At 70.7% G+C, this 14,827-nt stretch carries 15 protein-coding genes; 1 reads left to right on the top strand and 14 read right to left on the bottom strand.

All coding sequences use genetic code 11. From position 1 onward, the window contains the following. Positions 1-215: 215 nt before the first annotated feature. Genes KIF24_RS09805 through KIF24_RS09790 form a run of 4 tightly spaced genes read right to left on the bottom strand, consistent with a single transcriptional unit; the run spans position 216 to position 3,659 of the window. Positions 216-683: a S26 family signal peptidase gene (locus tag KIF24_RS09805; protein WP_221083751.1), complete on the bottom strand. Its 468-nt coding sequence runs from the start codon at positions 681-683 to the stop codon at positions 216-218. Then, complete coding sequence (locus KIF24_RS34385) at positions 680-2,518, bottom strand: ABC transporter ATP-binding protein (protein ID WP_221083750.1); 1,839 nt, start codon at positions 2,516-2,518, stop codon at positions 680-682. The genes KIF24_RS09805 and KIF24_RS34385 overlap by 4 nt, the downstream gene beginning before the upstream one ends. A 23-nt stretch (positions 2,519-2,541) precedes the next feature. Beyond that, positions 2,542-3,102, bottom strand: coding sequence for a TlpA family protein disulfide reductase (locus KIF24_RS09795; RefSeq protein ID WP_221083749.1), 561 nt, complete (start codon positions 3,100-3,102; stop codon positions 2,542-2,544). A gap of 2 nt (positions 3,103-3,104) precedes the next feature. Continuing rightward, positions 3,105-3,659, bottom strand: a complete 555-nt coding sequence (locus KIF24_RS09790) for a MauE/DoxX family redox-associated membrane protein (RefSeq protein ID WP_331461356.1) — start codon at positions 3,657-3,659, stop codon at positions 3,105-3,107. A 921-nt stretch (positions 3,660-4,580) separates the two neighbouring features. Between KIF24_RS09790 and KIF24_RS09785 the strand changes: the two genes are divergently transcribed. Then, complete coding sequence (locus KIF24_RS09785) at positions 4,581-5,606, top strand: IS630 family transposase (protein WP_221083747.1); 1,026 nt, start codon at positions 4,581-4,583, stop codon at positions 5,604-5,606. On the opposite strand, the gene KIF24_RS09780 is transcribed toward KIF24_RS09785, so the two are convergent. From KIF24_RS09780 to KIF24_RS09745, 10 genes are all read right to left on the bottom strand, one after another. Next, positions 5,519-6,304, bottom strand: a complete 786-nt coding sequence (locus KIF24_RS09780; RefSeq protein ID WP_230415439.1) for a transposase family protein — start codon at positions 6,302-6,304, stop codon at positions 5,519-5,521. The genes KIF24_RS09785 and KIF24_RS09780 overlap by 88 nt on opposite strands. 295 nt (positions 6,305-6,599) lie before the next feature. Further along, positions 6,600-7,382: an MFS transporter gene (locus KIF24_RS09775; protein ID WP_331461061.1), complete on the bottom strand. Its 783-nt coding sequence runs from the start codon at positions 7,380-7,382 to the stop codon at positions 6,600-6,602. Further along, entirely contained in the window at positions 7,379-7,687 is a 309-nt protein-coding gene (locus tag KIF24_RS34380) for a hypothetical protein (protein WP_331461060.1), read from the bottom strand. Before KIF24_RS34380 ends, KIF24_RS09775 begins: the two co-directional genes overlap by 4 nt. After that, complete coding sequence (locus tag KIF24_RS32460; protein ID WP_230415438.1) at positions 7,654-7,794, bottom strand: hypothetical protein; 141 nt, start codon at positions 7,792-7,794, stop codon at positions 7,654-7,656. Before KIF24_RS32460 ends, KIF24_RS34380 begins: the two co-directional genes overlap by 34 nt. 206 nt (positions 7,795-8,000) lie before the next feature. Next, positions 8,001-9,059 carry a Gfo/Idh/MocA family protein gene (locus tag KIF24_RS09770; protein ID WP_221083745.1) on the bottom strand — a complete coding sequence of 353 codons (1,059 nt, stop codon included), beginning with the start codon at positions 9,057-9,059 and terminating at the stop codon, positions 8,001-8,003. After that, positions 9,056-10,216, bottom strand: coding sequence for a pyridoxal-phosphate dependent enzyme (locus KIF24_RS09765; protein WP_221083744.1), 1,161 nt, complete (start codon positions 10,214-10,216; stop codon positions 9,056-9,058). Before KIF24_RS09765 ends, KIF24_RS09770 begins: the two co-directional genes overlap by 4 nt. Next, a complete protein-coding gene (locus KIF24_RS09760) occupies positions 10,213-11,133 on the bottom strand; it encodes an IclR family transcriptional regulator (protein ID WP_221083743.1) in 921 nt (306 codons plus the stop codon). The genes KIF24_RS09765 and KIF24_RS09760 overlap by 4 nt, the downstream gene beginning before the upstream one ends. Beyond that, positions 11,130-12,353: a M20 family metallopeptidase gene (locus KIF24_RS09755; RefSeq protein WP_221083742.1), complete on the bottom strand. Its 1,224-nt coding sequence runs from the start codon at positions 12,351-12,353 to the stop codon at positions 11,130-11,132. The genes KIF24_RS09760 and KIF24_RS09755 overlap by 4 nt, the downstream gene beginning before the upstream one ends. Further along, positions 12,350-13,876: a xylulokinase gene (locus tag KIF24_RS09750; protein WP_221083741.1), complete on the bottom strand. Its 1,527-nt coding sequence runs from the start codon at positions 13,874-13,876 to the stop codon at positions 12,350-12,352. Before KIF24_RS09750 ends, KIF24_RS09755 begins: the two co-directional genes overlap by 4 nt. Further along, positions 13,873-14,814, bottom strand: a complete 942-nt coding sequence (locus tag KIF24_RS09745) for a sugar phosphate isomerase/epimerase family protein (protein WP_221083740.1) — start codon at positions 14,812-14,814, stop codon at positions 13,873-13,875. The genes KIF24_RS09750 and KIF24_RS09745 overlap by 4 nt, the downstream gene beginning before the upstream one ends. Positions 14,815-14,827: the final 13 nt, after the last annotated feature.

Below are 14,827 nucleotides of genomic sequence, written 5' to 3'. Positions count from 1 at the left end.
TGCGCGCGTTCGATGCCCAAGGCGTCCTGGATGCCGAGCATGTCCGGATACCTTCGGCGTCCGGAAGGGTTGCCCGCACCCGACGGGCGAGAGATGGGCGGCGAGGTCCAGCCGGGACGACGGCAGGTGATCCCCGGCCGTGCGACGCGGCCCGGGCGCACCGCGCCACCGCCTCCCGGTTGAGTTCGTCGTTGACGGGCAGCAGCCTGGCAGACTCAGCTGTGCTGGTTACGCCGCATACCGCGGACCACGACGCCGATCAGCGTGTCCGCGGCGTAGTAGCCGGCATTTCTCGAGTCGTAGCTGGCGTCGGCGTTGTCGCCGAGGACGATCAGGTGCCCGGGTGGTACGACCTGGTCGGGCACGGGTACCCCGGCGGGTACGGGATCGCCTGGTACGGCCACGGCGCGTTTGACGATGAGCTCGCCTGGTGGATCGCGTCGCGTGCTGGCCGACCGGGTGGGACGCGCTGGCAGGTCGCCGTCGGCGAGGACGACGACATCGCCGGAGCGGACCCTGGCCAGTGGCACCCGCCGCACCAGCATCCGGTCACCGCTGGTGTACGTGGGCAGCATGCTTCGCCCGGCCACGGTGGTGACGAGAAAGGTGTGCCGCAGCCAGCACGCCACACCACCGGTTACGGCGCCGACGACCAGGGCGCTGGCCACCGCCCGAGCAATCATCGGATCTCCTCGACCGCCGTTGCGCCGTAGCCGCTGGCCTGGGTCCGGAACAGTTGCGCGTACCGGCCGCCGAGGGCGATCAGTTCGTCGTGGCTGCCCTGCTCGGCGACCAGGCCGCCGTCGAGCACGACTATCATGTCGGCGTCCCGAACCGTGCCCAGCCGGTGCGAGATGAGCAGGCTGGTGCGGCCGGCACGATGCGTCCGGAGGCGCTGGTGGATCTCGTGTTCGGCCTTCGCGTCCAGGCCCGCGCTCGGTTCGTCGAGGATTAGCAGGTCCCGGGTGTCACGCATGAACGTCCGGCCCAGGGCCAGCCGCTGCCACTGGCCGCCGGACAGCACTACACCGGTGTCCGGGTCGTCCTTCTCCTCCTCCAGGTAGAAGAGGCGGCTGAGCAGCGTGTCGTAGCCCCGCGGCAGCGCGGCCACATTGGTGTGGATGCCAGCTGCCCCGGCCGCCTCCTCAACCCGGCGCCGGTCGGCTATCGCGTCGACGTCACCGACCCCGATATTCTCGGCGGCGCTCAGGTCGTACGACACGAAGTCCTGGAACAACACGCCCATCCGGCGCCGCAACTGCGCCGGATCCAGGTCACGGATGTCGACACCGTCCCAGCGGATCACGCCGTGGCTCGGGTCGTAGAACCGGCACAACAGTTTGACCAGAGTGCTCTTGCCCGCGCCGTTGAGCCCGACCAGTGCGACCGCCTGGCCCTGGGAGATGGTCAGGCTGACGCCCCGCAGGATCCATGGATGGTCGTCGTGGTAACGGAACCACACGTCCCGTACCTCAATGCCCTGCCGCAACGGCAGGAGTTGTGCCGGTCGGCGGGCGGGTGGCAGGTCGTCACCGAGGCGGCGTACGGCGGAGTGGTGACCGACCATCAGCAGCGCTTCGTGCCCGCTGGCAATGCCGTTGACCAGACCCATGAGCGATCCCTGGATACCGGCGACAGCCACCACGAACGCCGTCACGTCGCCCAACGTCAGCCGGCCGGTGGTGGCGCTGTGCACCGCCCACACCAGGCCGAGCCCAGAGACCACCGCACTCAGCAGCGCCAGTAGTGACTGGCTACGTAGCACCTTCCGGTCGAGGCGCCGTTCCCCGTCCTGGACCTCGCGCAGTCCGCGCAGCAGCCGACCCTTGAAGAAGTCACCAAGGCCGAACAGGCGTACCTCCTGGGCGGCTCCGACGTCGGTAATCAGCTGGCCGTAGAAGGCCTGCCGCCGCATCGCCGCCGACAGGCCCAGGTACATTCCGACCCGCTGCCTGGCCAGCGAGATCTCCGCCAGCAGCGCCGGCACCGCCGCGACCACCACGACCGCGGTCATCACCGGGCTGAGGAAGTACAGCGTGCCGAGCAGACTGAGCAGCGTGATCACGTCCCGGCCGATGCCGAGCAGGCCGGACGTGAGCGGGCTGAGTGCCGGACCGGTCGCCTCGGTCGCCATCCGCAGCCGGTCGAGAAACCGAGGGTTCTCGAACCTGGACAACCCCTGGAAGGAGTTCACCGCGGTGTACAGCTGGTCCTGCATCAGGCGGTCCATCCGCCGTTGCTGCTCACCCTGCAGGTAGCTGGCCAGGTGTGGCAGTACCGCGGCGACCAGACCGGCGCCGGCCAGGCCCACTCCGGCGCCGACGGCCGCCTCGACCCGACCGGCCGCCAGCCCATCCACCACAAGCTTGGTCAGCCACACCGTGGTCGCCGGCAGCAGACCGCTGGCAACGGTCGTCACCATCTGCGCCACGGTCAACCACGGACCCGCCTGCCACGCGGTCCGCCACACCCCGGCCAGTTCGTGGAGCGGGCGCTGCGGGCTGGCCGGCTCTGTCACCGGTATCTCGGAAGCTGGCATCGTCAGGACGTGGCCGCCACGTGCCCCACCACGCCGCGCACGGTGGCGTCCGCACCCGCGATGACGCCGTCGGCATCGACCCGCAGGAACGTCGGGAAGCCTCGTATCCCGAACGCCTGGGACACCGGGAAAGCGTCCGGTTCGACGACCACGGTCGCCGTGTCGGTCAGCGACGTGGCCAGTTCAACGGCTTCCGGACCGGAGTCGGTGATGACCGCGACCGCCGTGCTGGCGTCGCCGCCCTGCTCAGCCAACCACTTGGCGAACAGGGGTGCCTGTTCGTGGCACGGCGCGCATCCGGCAGAGAAGAATCCGACCAACCGCGGTCGGCCGACCAGGCTGTCCCGGGTGACCGGTGTGCCATCGATCGCGGTCGCCGCGAATGCCGGCACAGGCGTGCCCACCAGCTCTTCCGGCGCGGGCATTTCGGGCGGTAGGGCGCCCGAGAGTCGGTTCAGCTCAGCGGTCTGCTCCCGCAGCCGGCGCAGTACCCCGAACGTCAACAGCAGGTTCACCATGCACAACGCCCCAAGCAGGGCGACTGCGGCGACGACGAAGGGCATCGTCACTTCCTCCGAAGGTTTCCGGGATGATAGGTGGGGCGGAACAGCGCCACCAGGTCATCGAGCCGCAATACGAAAGGCAACACCGCTGCGGCCACGGCAAGCGCCACGGCGACGCCGGCGGGATGTCGGCCGACACCCGTCGCCGCGGTCGTCGCCACCAGGCCGCCCAGGCACGCGACAGCCAACAGCATGTTACGCGCCACGTGCGGCAGGCCGAGTGGAGTCTCCGATGCGCCGAAACACCGGCACGGTGCCCGCCGCCCGCCCCGCATTGCCAGCACGATGGCGACCGAGAACGCCACCAGGAGCGCTGCCGCCAGCGTCAACCCGGTCAGCGCCGTCGCCGGAATCACCACCAGCACCGTCACCGCAGCCTCGGCCATCACCGTACCGGCCGCGGCCACGCCCACGGCCACACCGCGGCGCGGCCGGCCCAACAACCCACCGGTCGAAGCGACAAAGCTCGAATACGCCGCCGGACCGCGAAGCTTGCTGACCAGCGAGCACAGGAAGACGCCGAAGATCAGAGCACGGCAGGCCACCGCCAGATACATCACCAGCCGCCTCCCGCCATGCCCTGCTCCCTACTCCGGATGGCGCCGGTGCTAACAGCCCTCAGTGGAGAAGATGGTCCATGAGGTGCAGCTCATGGGCCGACTCGGCCCGTAGTAGCAGCACCGCCGGGTCCAGCGGTACCGCACGCTGTTGAGGGTCATACACCGGTACTCGCTCCAGCAGTCGATGGCCTGGACGTCGGCACGAGGCACAACAACCTCAAGTATCCGGTCAGCTACCGCTTGCACTCGTCGGGTGATGCTATCCATGTTTCCTCCGATTCATCTGCAAATGTGATCTTGTCAGCTGACCTGTGATGTTCAGGGGCGCGGCGGTGGGCCCAAGGACATCGAGCGGGTTCAGCGCCATGTCACAGCCAGGTCAACGGGATCTCTCCCATGGGCCGATCTGACGGTGGGACGATACGGTGGGACCCGTACAACCTCCGCACAACTGGCGTATAGGCCACGGCACCGCCCCTGTCAGTTGATCATCCTGTTGGCCTGCGTTGGGCACGCCAACGCGGTCAAGGTGGTCGTGCTGCGGCACCAGTGATGCGGCTGCGTTACGGCGGATCCGCGCACCCGCTGGGGCACCGCGATCTACACGGCCAGCACCCCACCGGTGGGCGGAACCGCCATAGCGCAGCCGCATCAGGGGGAGTTGTTCACCATCGGTCAGTTCACCGGTGACCTAGGCGAACTGGCCGTGGTGCCGCACGTGCACGGTCGCCAACTGTGGCCAGTTCCGGCGGGCGTGCCCGCTCAGCCGCTGGATCAGGGACGCCTTGGTCGACGCGGGGATCGTGGGCATGGGCTCATCCTGCCCGCCCGCGGCGTGTCGCGCGTCGCCGTCGGGGGCGTGATCCGGCAAGGTCGGTGATCCACTGCGGGGGACCGTCGATCGATCGTGAGTCTTGAGTGCCCGTCTGCCGCGCCCGTCAGATCACCGTGTCCGCCGCCGATCGGCCCCGGCTCAAAGCCCTGGCCTACTCGCATACCGCCGGCTACCAGCAGGTCATCCGCGCCCGGATCGTCCGCGACGCCGCCCACGGCTACTCCAACGCCAAGATCGCCTGCCGGCGGCAGGTGACCGTCGACACGGTGCGCCGCTGGCGCGGCCGGTACGCCGACGCCGGCATCGCCGGGCTGACCGACCGACACCGCAGCGGACGCCCACCCCGGTTCACCCCGGTCCAGATCGCCGAGGTCAAGGCCCTGGCCTGCCAACTGCCGGCCGAGACCGGCGCACCGCTGTCGAAGTGGAGCTGCCCCGATCTGGCCAGCGAGGTCGTCGCCCGGGGCATCGCCGAGGCGATCTCACCGGCCACGATCCGCAGGTTCCTGGCCGCCGACACGATCAAGCCCTGGCAACACCAGTCGTGGATCCTCATCCGGGACCCGGACTTCGCCACCCGCGCCGCCCGCGTCCTGGACCTCTACCTGCGCGTCTTCGACGGCCAGCCACTACGCGACGACGAGTACGTCATCAGCGCCGACGAGAAGACCTCCGTCCAGGCCCGCTGCCGCTGCCACCCCACCCTGCCCCCAGGTACCGCCCGCACCATGCGGGTCAATCACGAGTACGACCGCGGCGGCGCCCTCGCCTACCTGGCCGCCTACGACGTGCACCGCGCCCACGTCATCGGACTCTGCCACGACACCACCGGCATCGACCCGTTCACCGACCTCGTCGACGAGGTCATGACCCAGCAGCCGTACACCTCCGCCCACCGGGTGTTCTGGATCGTCGACAACGGCTCCTCCCACCGAGGCCAGGCCGCCGCCAACCGGCTCAGCCGCCGCTACCCGAACGCCGTCATGATCCACACCCCGGTACACGCCTCCTGGAGGGTCATTCAATACTCGGGTGTGGCGGTTCTGAAGATCTCTAGGGCGGTGACGGTGCATGACACGTCGGGGAAGTTGGTCATGATCCGGTGGTAGCCGGTCTTGAGGATCTTCCGGTTCTTCAGGTGGCTGATGGCGCGTTCGACGGCGGCGCGTAGCCGGTTGACGCTGTAGTTGTAGGCCTTCTGCTTGGTGGTGAGTTCTCTGCCGGGTGGCTTCCTGTGTGGGGTGATCGGGCCGGTGCCCTGGTAGCCGCCGTCGCCGATCATGCCTGGTCCGCCAGGGGTGTAGTGGTCGGCCCAGCGTTCGGCGATGCCGGAGACGTGGAACGCCGCGGCGTCGTGGCGGGTGGCGTTGACCGGGTCGCCGACGTCCGCGAGGCGGCCGTCGAGGTCGGCGATGACCTGCACGTTCTGCCCGGACACGTGTTTCTTGCCGGAGTACAGGCCGTGGTAGGACTCGCGTTCGCCGACCGGGGCGACGAACCCGTCGACCAGCACACCATCACGGCGGGTCTGCTCGAGGCGCTGGTCGACCTCAGGGCGGGTGACCCAGCGCAGGATCGGCCGCAGGATCTGGTGATAGCGGGTGATCGTGGCCTGCGAACAGCCGAACACCTCAGCCAGGACCTCGTCGGGCATGTTGTGCCGCAGGCCGAACAGCACCGCGATCACCGCCACGGGCAGCGGCAACACGTGCGGACGCCCGACCGGCGGCTTCTCCCACTCATCGCCCACGATCTCGCGGACCCGGCCGATCAGGTCAGCGAGCCGGTCGATCGGGAGTCCTGTCATACTTTCACAGCGCAGCGGCTGGCCCTCGATCAACTTCCACACAAAGCTGATCTATCGGATCCCAGCCGCTACGTCTACTGACCCAAGGCGAGATCGCCCCCGCCTGACGCCCCTCCGTCCTCATGCAGATCAACCTGGCACCAGTCCATGCTCATCGACGACCACCCCGGACCGGGCGCCGGTGGCGCTGTCGCCTCAATGACGGGCAGCTCCGGTGGGCACGAAGGCACGCCGGCTGCTGCCGCGGGGCGCGCGGTGGGTACGCGGAGGGTGTCAACCGGCCGCCTCCCACGGATCACGCTCGGGCGGGCTGCCGGCCGAACGCGCCCATGGCCAGCGCGCCGACCAGTGGACCTGGCACAAGCAACCAGAACGCCCAGCGCCAGCCGACCGCGTCGGCCAGGAGGGGAACGAGTTGGATGGTGACGACGGTCAAGGCGAAACCGATGGCCGTCTGGGCGGTGAGCGCGGTGCCGACGTAACGCCGGTCGGCGACCTCGCTCAACGCGGTGGAGAAGACGCCGGAGTCCGCGATCACCGCCGCACCCCACACCACACCCAGCACCACGACGGCGCCGGGCGGAGCGGTGAAGAACAACGGTGAGGTCAGGCAGCAGACCCCGCTGACCGCGAGCGCGGTGACCGCCGCTCGGGGTCGTCCGAACCGGTCCGCGGCCCAACCGCCGGCGAGGCATCCGGCGACCCCGGCGAGACCGATGGCCAGGAACGCGAGCAGGCTGACGTTCGCGTCGTCGCGCCCGGTACGGGCCGCCGTGCCGGCGATCAAAAAGCTGGGCAGCCAGGTCCACAGCGTGTACAGCTCCCACATGTGCCCGAAGTAGCCCAGGTTCACCAGCCGGGGACCACGCTGGCGGAACATCGCCAGGGCGTACCGAGGGTACGGCCGCGGCGGCGTGCCCGGGGCGAACTGCGGACCCTCCCGCACCAGGGTCACGGCCACCACCGCGCCGAGCAACGCGCAGCCGGCCGCGGTGCCCATCACGCCGCGCCACGGCAGGTCACCCAGCCCCCCGATCAGGTGCGGCAGCGCCGAGCCGAGGGTCAGCGCGCCGATCATGACGCCGAACGCGAGCCCCCGGCGGGCCGGCGGTGCCCAGGACCCGGTAGCTTCATGCCGACCGGGTACACCCCGGCCAGGAAGACACCGGTGAGGAACCGCAGCGGGATGGCCCCGGCCAGCCCGTCGACGGTGAGGGCGAAGACGCCGGTGCAGGCGGCGGCCAGCGTCGCGCAGCCGGCCATCAGCAGGTGCGGCCTGATCCGGTCGGCCAGGTTCAGCACGGTGGACGTGACGGCACCGGCGACGAAGCCGAGTTGCACGGACGCGGTCAGCCCACGGATGCGGCGGCGCCGATCTGCCACGACTCGCGTAGCGCCGGCACCACGGCGGAGGCCGAGAACCACACCGCCAGGCTGAGCACCTGGACGGCAGCGATCAGCGCACGCTGTACCCCCGGTCGTGACATCATCCGCGCTCCTCGGCTGCCACCCTAGATCATCTTGATGCGCAGCGGGACTGAGGGATGCGTCACTGACTTCTGGCAGCCGTCCCCGATCGCGCGTCGCCGTATTCGGTCCGACTCCCCGCAAGCGTCCACTGGCGCCTCCCACCTGCGGCGACAAACCGCACAGCCACTTAGCCGTCCTAGGATGAAGGTCCTCGGCGGCCTCGCCGTCAGCGCCGGGCAGGCTCCACCGGAGCGCCGGTACGCAGGGACTCGATGATGGCCTCGGCCGCCTCGACGCCCCAGCAGGCCTGCTCCAACGGCATCAGGTCCGGACGGCCCCGGCCGGTGCAGACCGCCAGGGAGTATCGGACCTCTCGGCGCAACGCACCGCCGACGGCGCCATCCTCCTCCGGCCACAGGGACAGGTCCGGCACCTGGACGCCGGCCTTCGTCCATTCCACCAGCGCGTCGCTGACCAGGCGCTGCTTGAGCATCCCGTCCAGACCCAGCACCTCGGCCTCGCCGACGATCGCACCGTCGAGGTCCAACGGCCCGTCGTCGAGGGTGCCGGGGGCGGAGAACGGCACGAGCCAGGCGGACTCGACGGTGGCGATCACGCCGCTGTCGAATTCGAGCAGTGCGGTGACCACGCTGGGTGCCGCGTCACCGGCGGCACCGCTGCGCATCGCCATCACCCGGCGGACCCGCGTGCCGGCGAACGAGATCGCCAGGTCGATGTCGTGTACGCAGGACTCCCAGACCGGGTCGACCCGGTCACCGAAGCTGAGAAACCAGGCACGGCTGAAGTCGCGGCGCAGGCGCAACGCGCAGAGCCGGCCCACCGCACCGCGTTCCACCCGGGCCCGCATCCGGGTCATCTGGTCGGTGAACCGGGAGATGTGACCGACCACCACCTGCCGCTGGTGGGCCTGCGCGATGTCGGCGATCCGCCACGCGTCGGCCGCGGAGAGCGCCAGCGGCTTCTCGACGAAGACGTGGCTGCCAGTCGTCAGCGCGGTCATGGCCAGTTCCGCGTGGGATGCCTCGTCGGAGGCGATGACGACGATGTCGGCTCGCACCTGGCCGAGGAGCGCGGCGAGGTCGGTTCCGGTCCGCGCGACCCGGTGGGTACGCCCCACCTCCGCCAGTCGGTCGGCGTCCGGGTCCACGAGGCCGGCGATCCGGGCACCGGCCTCGGCCCACACACGGGCGTGCAGGTCACCGAAGCGCCCCACCCCGGCGATGACCACACTCGGTCCGGTTGACGGATCATTCGGTCCGGTCATGCCATACCCCCAGCCGTCAGGGTGGACGATTCCTTCGCGCCGTGGCCCGTGAGCACCGCGACGCAGGCGTTGGCGCGTTCGGAGCCGGCGACGACGGGGTTCCGCAGGGCCGCGAGGGTGGCGGCTGCCGCGGGCTCGACAAACAGCCCCTCGCCGGCCAGCCGGTGTCCTGCCTCGGCGATCGCCGGCTCGCCGACGGCGACGATCCGCCCGCCGCTCCGCCGGACCGCGTCCAGCGTCAGCAGGCCCTCGTCCTCGTAGCCACGCAGGGCGTCGGCGATGGCGGTGGCGGCGGTCGGTCCGACCTCGAACGGCTGCCGCAGCGCGGCCGCCCATTCCGCGCGGCCACGGTCACCGGCACCCCAGGCGCGTGCCAGTGGCGCGCACGCCTCGGCCTGTACGCCCACCATCTGGGGCTCACGCCCGGTCAGGCCGGCGGCGACCAGATCGGTGAAGCCGAGCCAGATGCCCCGCAACAACGGTCCCGCACCCACCGGCACGACGACGACATCGGGTACGTCACCGAGGTCGTCGACCAGTTCGGCGGCGATCGGCCGGTACGCCTCGGTCAACAACGGGTTCCGGTAGGTGGTGGTGACGTTGAGCCAGCCCTCGCCCTCGGCCCGGGTCGCCGCGGCGTACGCGTCGCTGTAGTGGCCGGCGACGAGTTCCACCTCGGCACCGTGTGCACGGGCGGTCGCCAGCTTGCTGCCGGCGTTCGAACCGGTGGCGCAGAAAATCCGGCAGCGCCGCCCGGCGGCGGCGGCGTAGGTGGCGGCCGAGACGGCCGCGTTGCCGGTGGATGCCAGGACCAGACCGGTCATCCCGTGGTCGAGCGCCGCCGACGCGGCCAGTGCCATCGCCCGGTCCTTGAACGACAGTGACGGGTTGACCGATTCAAGCTTCACGTGGGTTGTCGCGCCACCGTGCCGCAGCGGCAGCAGCGGTGTCGCGCCCTCGCCCAGGGTCACCGAGTGCCGGACCCGGGGCAGCATCCGGCCATACCGCCAGAGCCCTCGCCCCGAGGTGGGTCGGCAGTCCGCGGCGCTGACCGGTGCCAGGTCGAGCACCAGCGGCGACGCGCATGCCCGACACCGGTACGCGGGGAACGCCGCGACGTGTCCGCACCGAGCACACCCGGTCGTGAAGCTCCTCATCCCGACCCCTCATCCGGGGGAGTCGACTCCGCGCCCGGGTTGTTGGCGGTTCTCCCGCGCACTACCGACGCCTTGGCCCTGGAGCGCGGGGCCGGTGCCTGGGCAGTGGACCGGGCCGGGACACCGGCCGCCTCGGCGGGGTTGCCGCCGCTCCAGCCGAGCCGGCCGGAAAGTTCGACGGCGGCGGCGCGAGCCTGTGGGCCGAGTCGGGCGGCCCCCTCCCGGTCGAATCGGGCGGCCGGTGCCGAGATGCTCAGCCCGGCCACGACGTGTCCACTGTGGTCAAGGACCGGAGCCGCAACGCAGGAGATGCCGAGTTCGTTTTCCTGCAGGTCACAGGCGTAGCCCTCGGCCCGTACCCGGGCGCAGAGCGCGTCCAGCGCCGCCCGGTCGACCGGTTCACCGGTGAGCCGGGTCTGCGCCTGCACGACCTCGTCCACGACGTGCCCCGGTGAATAGGCGAGGATGGCGCGACCGATCGCGGTGCTCAGCACCGGGTTGGTCTGGCCCACGCGGCTGTACATCCGTACCGGCGACGGGCTGTCGATCTTCTCGATGTAGACGACGTGTACCAGGGCGAGGACGCCGAGATGGCTCGTCTCGCCGGTCCGTGCCGACAACGGTCGCATCACCTCCAGCGCCTCCTGGCGCAGGTCCAACCCGTCCAGATACGCGTGGGCGAGGGCCACGGTCCCCGCCGCCAGGGCGTACCGGCCGTCGACGGTCTCCCGTACCAGGGCGACACCGCGCAGCACACCGAGCATCCGGTGCACCGTGGTGGTCGGGATCCCGGTCGCCCTGCCGAGTTCGGTAAGCGAAGCACCCGACGGGCGTTCGGCGAGCGCTTGCAGCACCGCGGCGGCCCGCTCGACCGCCCGCAGGCCGTCGGGTCCCCGTTCGATGTTGGGCACGGTCATACCTCTACCTCGGCGTCACACTGGTGCGGACGCACCGAGAGCATCCGCTGCGCCATTGCAAGGTAGACCTTGGCCGCGCCGTGCAGCTGATCGAGGGCGACCCACTCCCGCAACGAATGGGCCTGCGCGATGTCACCCGGCCCGCAGACGACCGCCGGGATCCCGGCGGTGGCCAGCAAGGCGGCATCGGTCCAGAACTGGAGCCCGACCGGCTCCGGGTCCGCGGCGACACCACAGAGCATCCGCAGGTACGAGTTGTCGGGCGGGCAGTCGAGCGGGGTGTGTACGAACGTCGCCGTACCTTCCATCTCCTCGACCGTCGCGTCGACGGTCGGGTCGGTACGCCGCAGGTCGGCGACGATCGCCCGCAGCTCGGCCAGCACCTCGTCATGCCGCTCCGAGGGTAGCCACCGGCGGTCGAGCGCGACGACGCAGGACGCGGGGACCATTGGCGGACGGTCCCCACCGTTGACCATCCCGACGTTGACGGTCGCCGGCCCGAGCAGTGGGTGGCGGCGGCGGTCCAGGGTCTCCACCAGGTTCCGCTCGATGGCGGTGATGAAACGGGCCGCGTGGTAGACGGCGTTCACCCCGTCGTCGGGCACGCTGCCGTGGGTGGCGACACCCCGGAAGGTGGCCTGCGCCCACATGGCACCCTTGTGCGCCCGCCCGACCCTCAGCATCGTCGGTTCGCCCACGACGGCGAAGTCGGCGGTCACCCCCGACTCGACCAGTGCCCGCATCCCCGGGCTGCCGTTCTCCTCCCCGGCGACGCCGGTGAGCAGCAACTCCCCGGCGAAGTCGACGTCCGCCCCGGCCAGCAGCTCGACAACGGCGATCATCGTCGCGAGAGCACCCTTCATGTCGCTCGCGCCCCGGCCCCAGAGCCGCCCGTCCGCCACCCGGGGCACCAGTCCGTCGACCATGCCGTACGGCGGCACGGTGTCCAGGTGCGCGTTGAGCATCAACGTCGGTCCGGGTCGACTGCCGCGCAACCGGGCGATGACGTTCACCCGGTCGCCCGTCACCGGCTGAAGGTCGACCTCGGCTCCGCAGGAGCGCAGCCGCTCGGCGACGTGGCCGGCGACGGCACGTTCCTCGGCGGGGTGGTCCTGGTGGCCCTCGATCGCGATCAGCCGGGACGCCTCCGCCACGATCGCGTCCAGGTTCAGCCGCGCGGCGAGTGCCGCGGCGCCGCCCGACTCGGTCGGGCCGGTCACCGGTCGGCTCCAGAATGGGGGCTCGGATCACCGGAGAGCGCGGCGGTCGCGGCCACGACCGTGTCGTAGCGACGACGGGCCTGGCGGTAGGCGGCCCGATGCTGGCCGGTCACCGGCAGTGGCTCACTGTCGTCGAGGACCGCCGCGGCCGTCGCGATGTCCGGCCACACGCCGGCACCGATCCCGGCCAGTGCGACAGCGCCACGCGGCGAGGCGTCCTGACGCAGTCGGCGCACGGGCACGTCGAACAGGGACGCGAAGGTCTCGCACCAGACCTCGGATCGGGTCACCCCACCACCGACCTGGATCCCGGTCGCCGCGCCCGCACCATCGAGGAGCTGGTCAACGGCGGCGGCACAGGCGTACGCGACGCCTTCCAGCGCGGCGCGTGCGATGTCGGCGGGTCCGTGCTCCGGACCGATGCCGAGCAGCGCGGCCCGGGCGTGCGGGTCATGGATCGGGGCGCTGGCACCGAGCAGGTACGGCAGGAAGGTCAGCCCCCGCGCGCCGGGTTCACTGTCTCGGGCCAGCCGGTCCGCCGTTCCGTCGGTGCTACCACCGCGCTGGTCCGCGCCGGTGGGCAGCATGTTCCGCTCGCACCAACGGATCGCCAGCCCGGCCGCGTACGAGGACACCATGCCGAGGAAGCCGTCCCCACCGGCGCGGGCGAAGACGAAGCGGTCGACGTCCGGACGCGGGTCGTCCAGCGGTGTGATGATCTGCGCGGCGGTGCCGACGTTGACGTAGACCCGGCCGCCGGTCACCGCGCCGGCGCCGAGCGCCGCGCAGGAGACGTCGCCCGCTCCGGCGACCACCGGAGTGCCGGTGGGTAATCCGGTTGCCTCGGCCACGCTGGCCGGTACGGTACCGACGATCTCCGCCGAACCGGACACAGCCGGCGCGAGTCGCTCGTCGGCCCCGCACAGGGCCCAGAGCCTCGGCTCCCATCGCCGCCGGTGCACGTCGTACAGCAGGGTGCCGGCGGCGTCGGTGTGGTCCGTGCCCCAGCCGCCGGTGAGGTGGTGACGGAGCACGTCCTTGGGCTGCACCAGACGCGCGGCCCGGCCAACCGCGTCGGGTTCGTGGGCCGCGACCCAGGCCAGCTTGGGGGCGGTGAACGCCTCCACCACCGGATTCCCGGTCAGCTCACCGACGAGCGCGCCGTGTCGGCGCAGCTCGTGCACCTGCTCGGCGGCCCGGCGGTCCGCCCAGGTCAGCGCGGGACGTACCGGCTGGTCCTGGTCGTCGAAAAGCGCCACCGCGTGCATGTGGCCGCTCAGGCCGACAGCGACGACGGAACCGGCGTCGACCCCGGCCAGCGCCTCCCGCAACGCCCCGGCCGACGCCGTCCACCAGTGCGCCGGGTCCTGCTCGTGCCGCCCGGCGCGGCCGGTGTCCGAGGGATAGTCCCGGTGCGATCGGGCTACCGTGGCGCCGGTGCCCGCGTCGACGACTACCGCCTTCGCGCCCGTGGTACCCAGGTCCAGACCGACGAGGACGGCACCGGGTGCACGGCCGGTCAACGCCCCCGCCGAGGTACGAAGCCGAAGTCCATCAGGTACTCGAGGGACTCCTCGGCAACCCGGTCGAAGTCGGCCAGCCCGACACCGGCCGGCTCACCGACCCCGATGTTCCCGCCGACCTGCCAGCCCTCCCACTCGACGCTCACGTACCCGTCGAAGTTGATCTCGGCGAGCGCCTCGTACGTCTCCCGGAAGTCGACCAGGCCGCCGCCGAACCAGATGTGGTTGCTGTGCACGATCGTCGGCAACCCCACCTCGTCCTTGATCTGGACGATGTCGATGTACGGGGCGAGCCGCTTGATCGCCTGCTTGACGTTCATGAACGGCTTAACCGCTACGTAGAACGCCCCGGTGTCCATCGTCATCCGCAGGTTGCTGGCACCCACCTCGTCGAACATCCGCTCGATCAGCTCGACCCGGTTGAGGATGGTCCCCTGCAGGAGTTCGATGCTGACGTTCAGCCCGAGACCGGAGGCGTGTGCGCAGACCTCGGTGATCGCCTCCCGGCACTGCCGCCAGGCCTCCTTGCGGGTCAGTAGGACGTTCAACGGCGGGTCGTAGTAGCCGTCACCGATGAGCGTGCACACCGACTTGGCGCCGAGCACGGCCGCCGCGTCCAGTGCCTTCTTGAACGACTCGATACCGCGCTCGCGGTCGAACTCACGGGGGCTGACAAAGGTGGTGTGGTGGCCGAGGTAGCCGATGTCGATGCCGGTCCGCTCCGCTGCGCCGCGGACGTCCAGCAACTGCTGGTCGTACTCGGCCTTCGGCACCTCCAGCAGCTTGGCGAAGATGAAGTCGACCCCGTCGTACCCGTACTTCGCGGTCTGCTCGACGCACCAGGCCGCCGACTTGTCTCCCCAGGAGTTCCAGGCCGGGCCGGCGGCCTCCAGGCGTCCCCACGGCATGTTCGGCCAGACTTCAAAACTGATCTTCATGGTGGTTCTCCCA

The sequence above is a fragment of the Micromonospora tarapacensis genome (assembly GCF_019697375.1).
Lineage (GTDB): Bacteria > Actinomycetota > Actinomycetes > Mycobacteriales > Micromonosporaceae > Micromonospora > Micromonospora tarapacensis.
The sequence above is the reverse complement of the archived record's forward strand: the minus strand, read 5'-3'. Positions and strand labels throughout refer to the sequence as shown.

Coding starts and splice junctions, on each gene's coding strand:
- KIF24_RS09775 (WP_331461061.1), bottom strand. CDS start 7,382: ATGATCGGCGCGCTGACCCTCGGCTCGGCGCTGCCGCACCTGATCGGG.
- KIF24_RS09745 (WP_221083740.1), bottom strand. CDS start 14,814: ATGAAGATCAGTTTTGAAGTCTGGCCGAACATGCCGTGGGGACGCCTG.
- KIF24_RS09795 (WP_221083749.1), bottom strand. CDS start 3,102: ATGCCCTTCGTCGTCGCCGCAGTCGCCCTGCTTGGGGCGTTGTGCATG.
- KIF24_RS09760 (WP_221083743.1), bottom strand. CDS start 11,133: ATGACCGTGCCCAACATCGAACGGGGACCCGACGGCCTGCGGGCGGTC.
- KIF24_RS09805 (WP_221083751.1), bottom strand. CDS start 683: ATGATTGCTCGGGCGGTGGCCAGCGCCCTGGTCGTCGGCGCCGTAACC.
- KIF24_RS09790 (WP_331461356.1), bottom strand. CDS start 3,659: ATGTATCTGGCGGTGGCCTGCCGTGCTCTGATCTTCGGCGTCTTCCTG.
- KIF24_RS09765 (WP_221083744.1), bottom strand. CDS start 10,216: ATGAGGAGCTTCACGACCGGGTGTGCTCGGTGCGGACACGTCGCGGCG.
- KIF24_RS32460 (WP_230415438.1), bottom strand. CDS start 7,794: ATGATGTCACGACCGGGGGTACAGCGTGCGCTGATCGCTGCCGTCCAG.
- KIF24_RS09780 (WP_230415439.1), bottom strand. CDS start 6,304: ATGACAGGACTCCCGATCGACCGGCTCGCTGACCTGATCGGCCGGGTC.
- KIF24_RS09770 (WP_221083745.1), bottom strand. CDS start 9,059: ATGACCGGACCGAATGATCCGTCAACCGGACCGAGTGTGGTCATCGCC.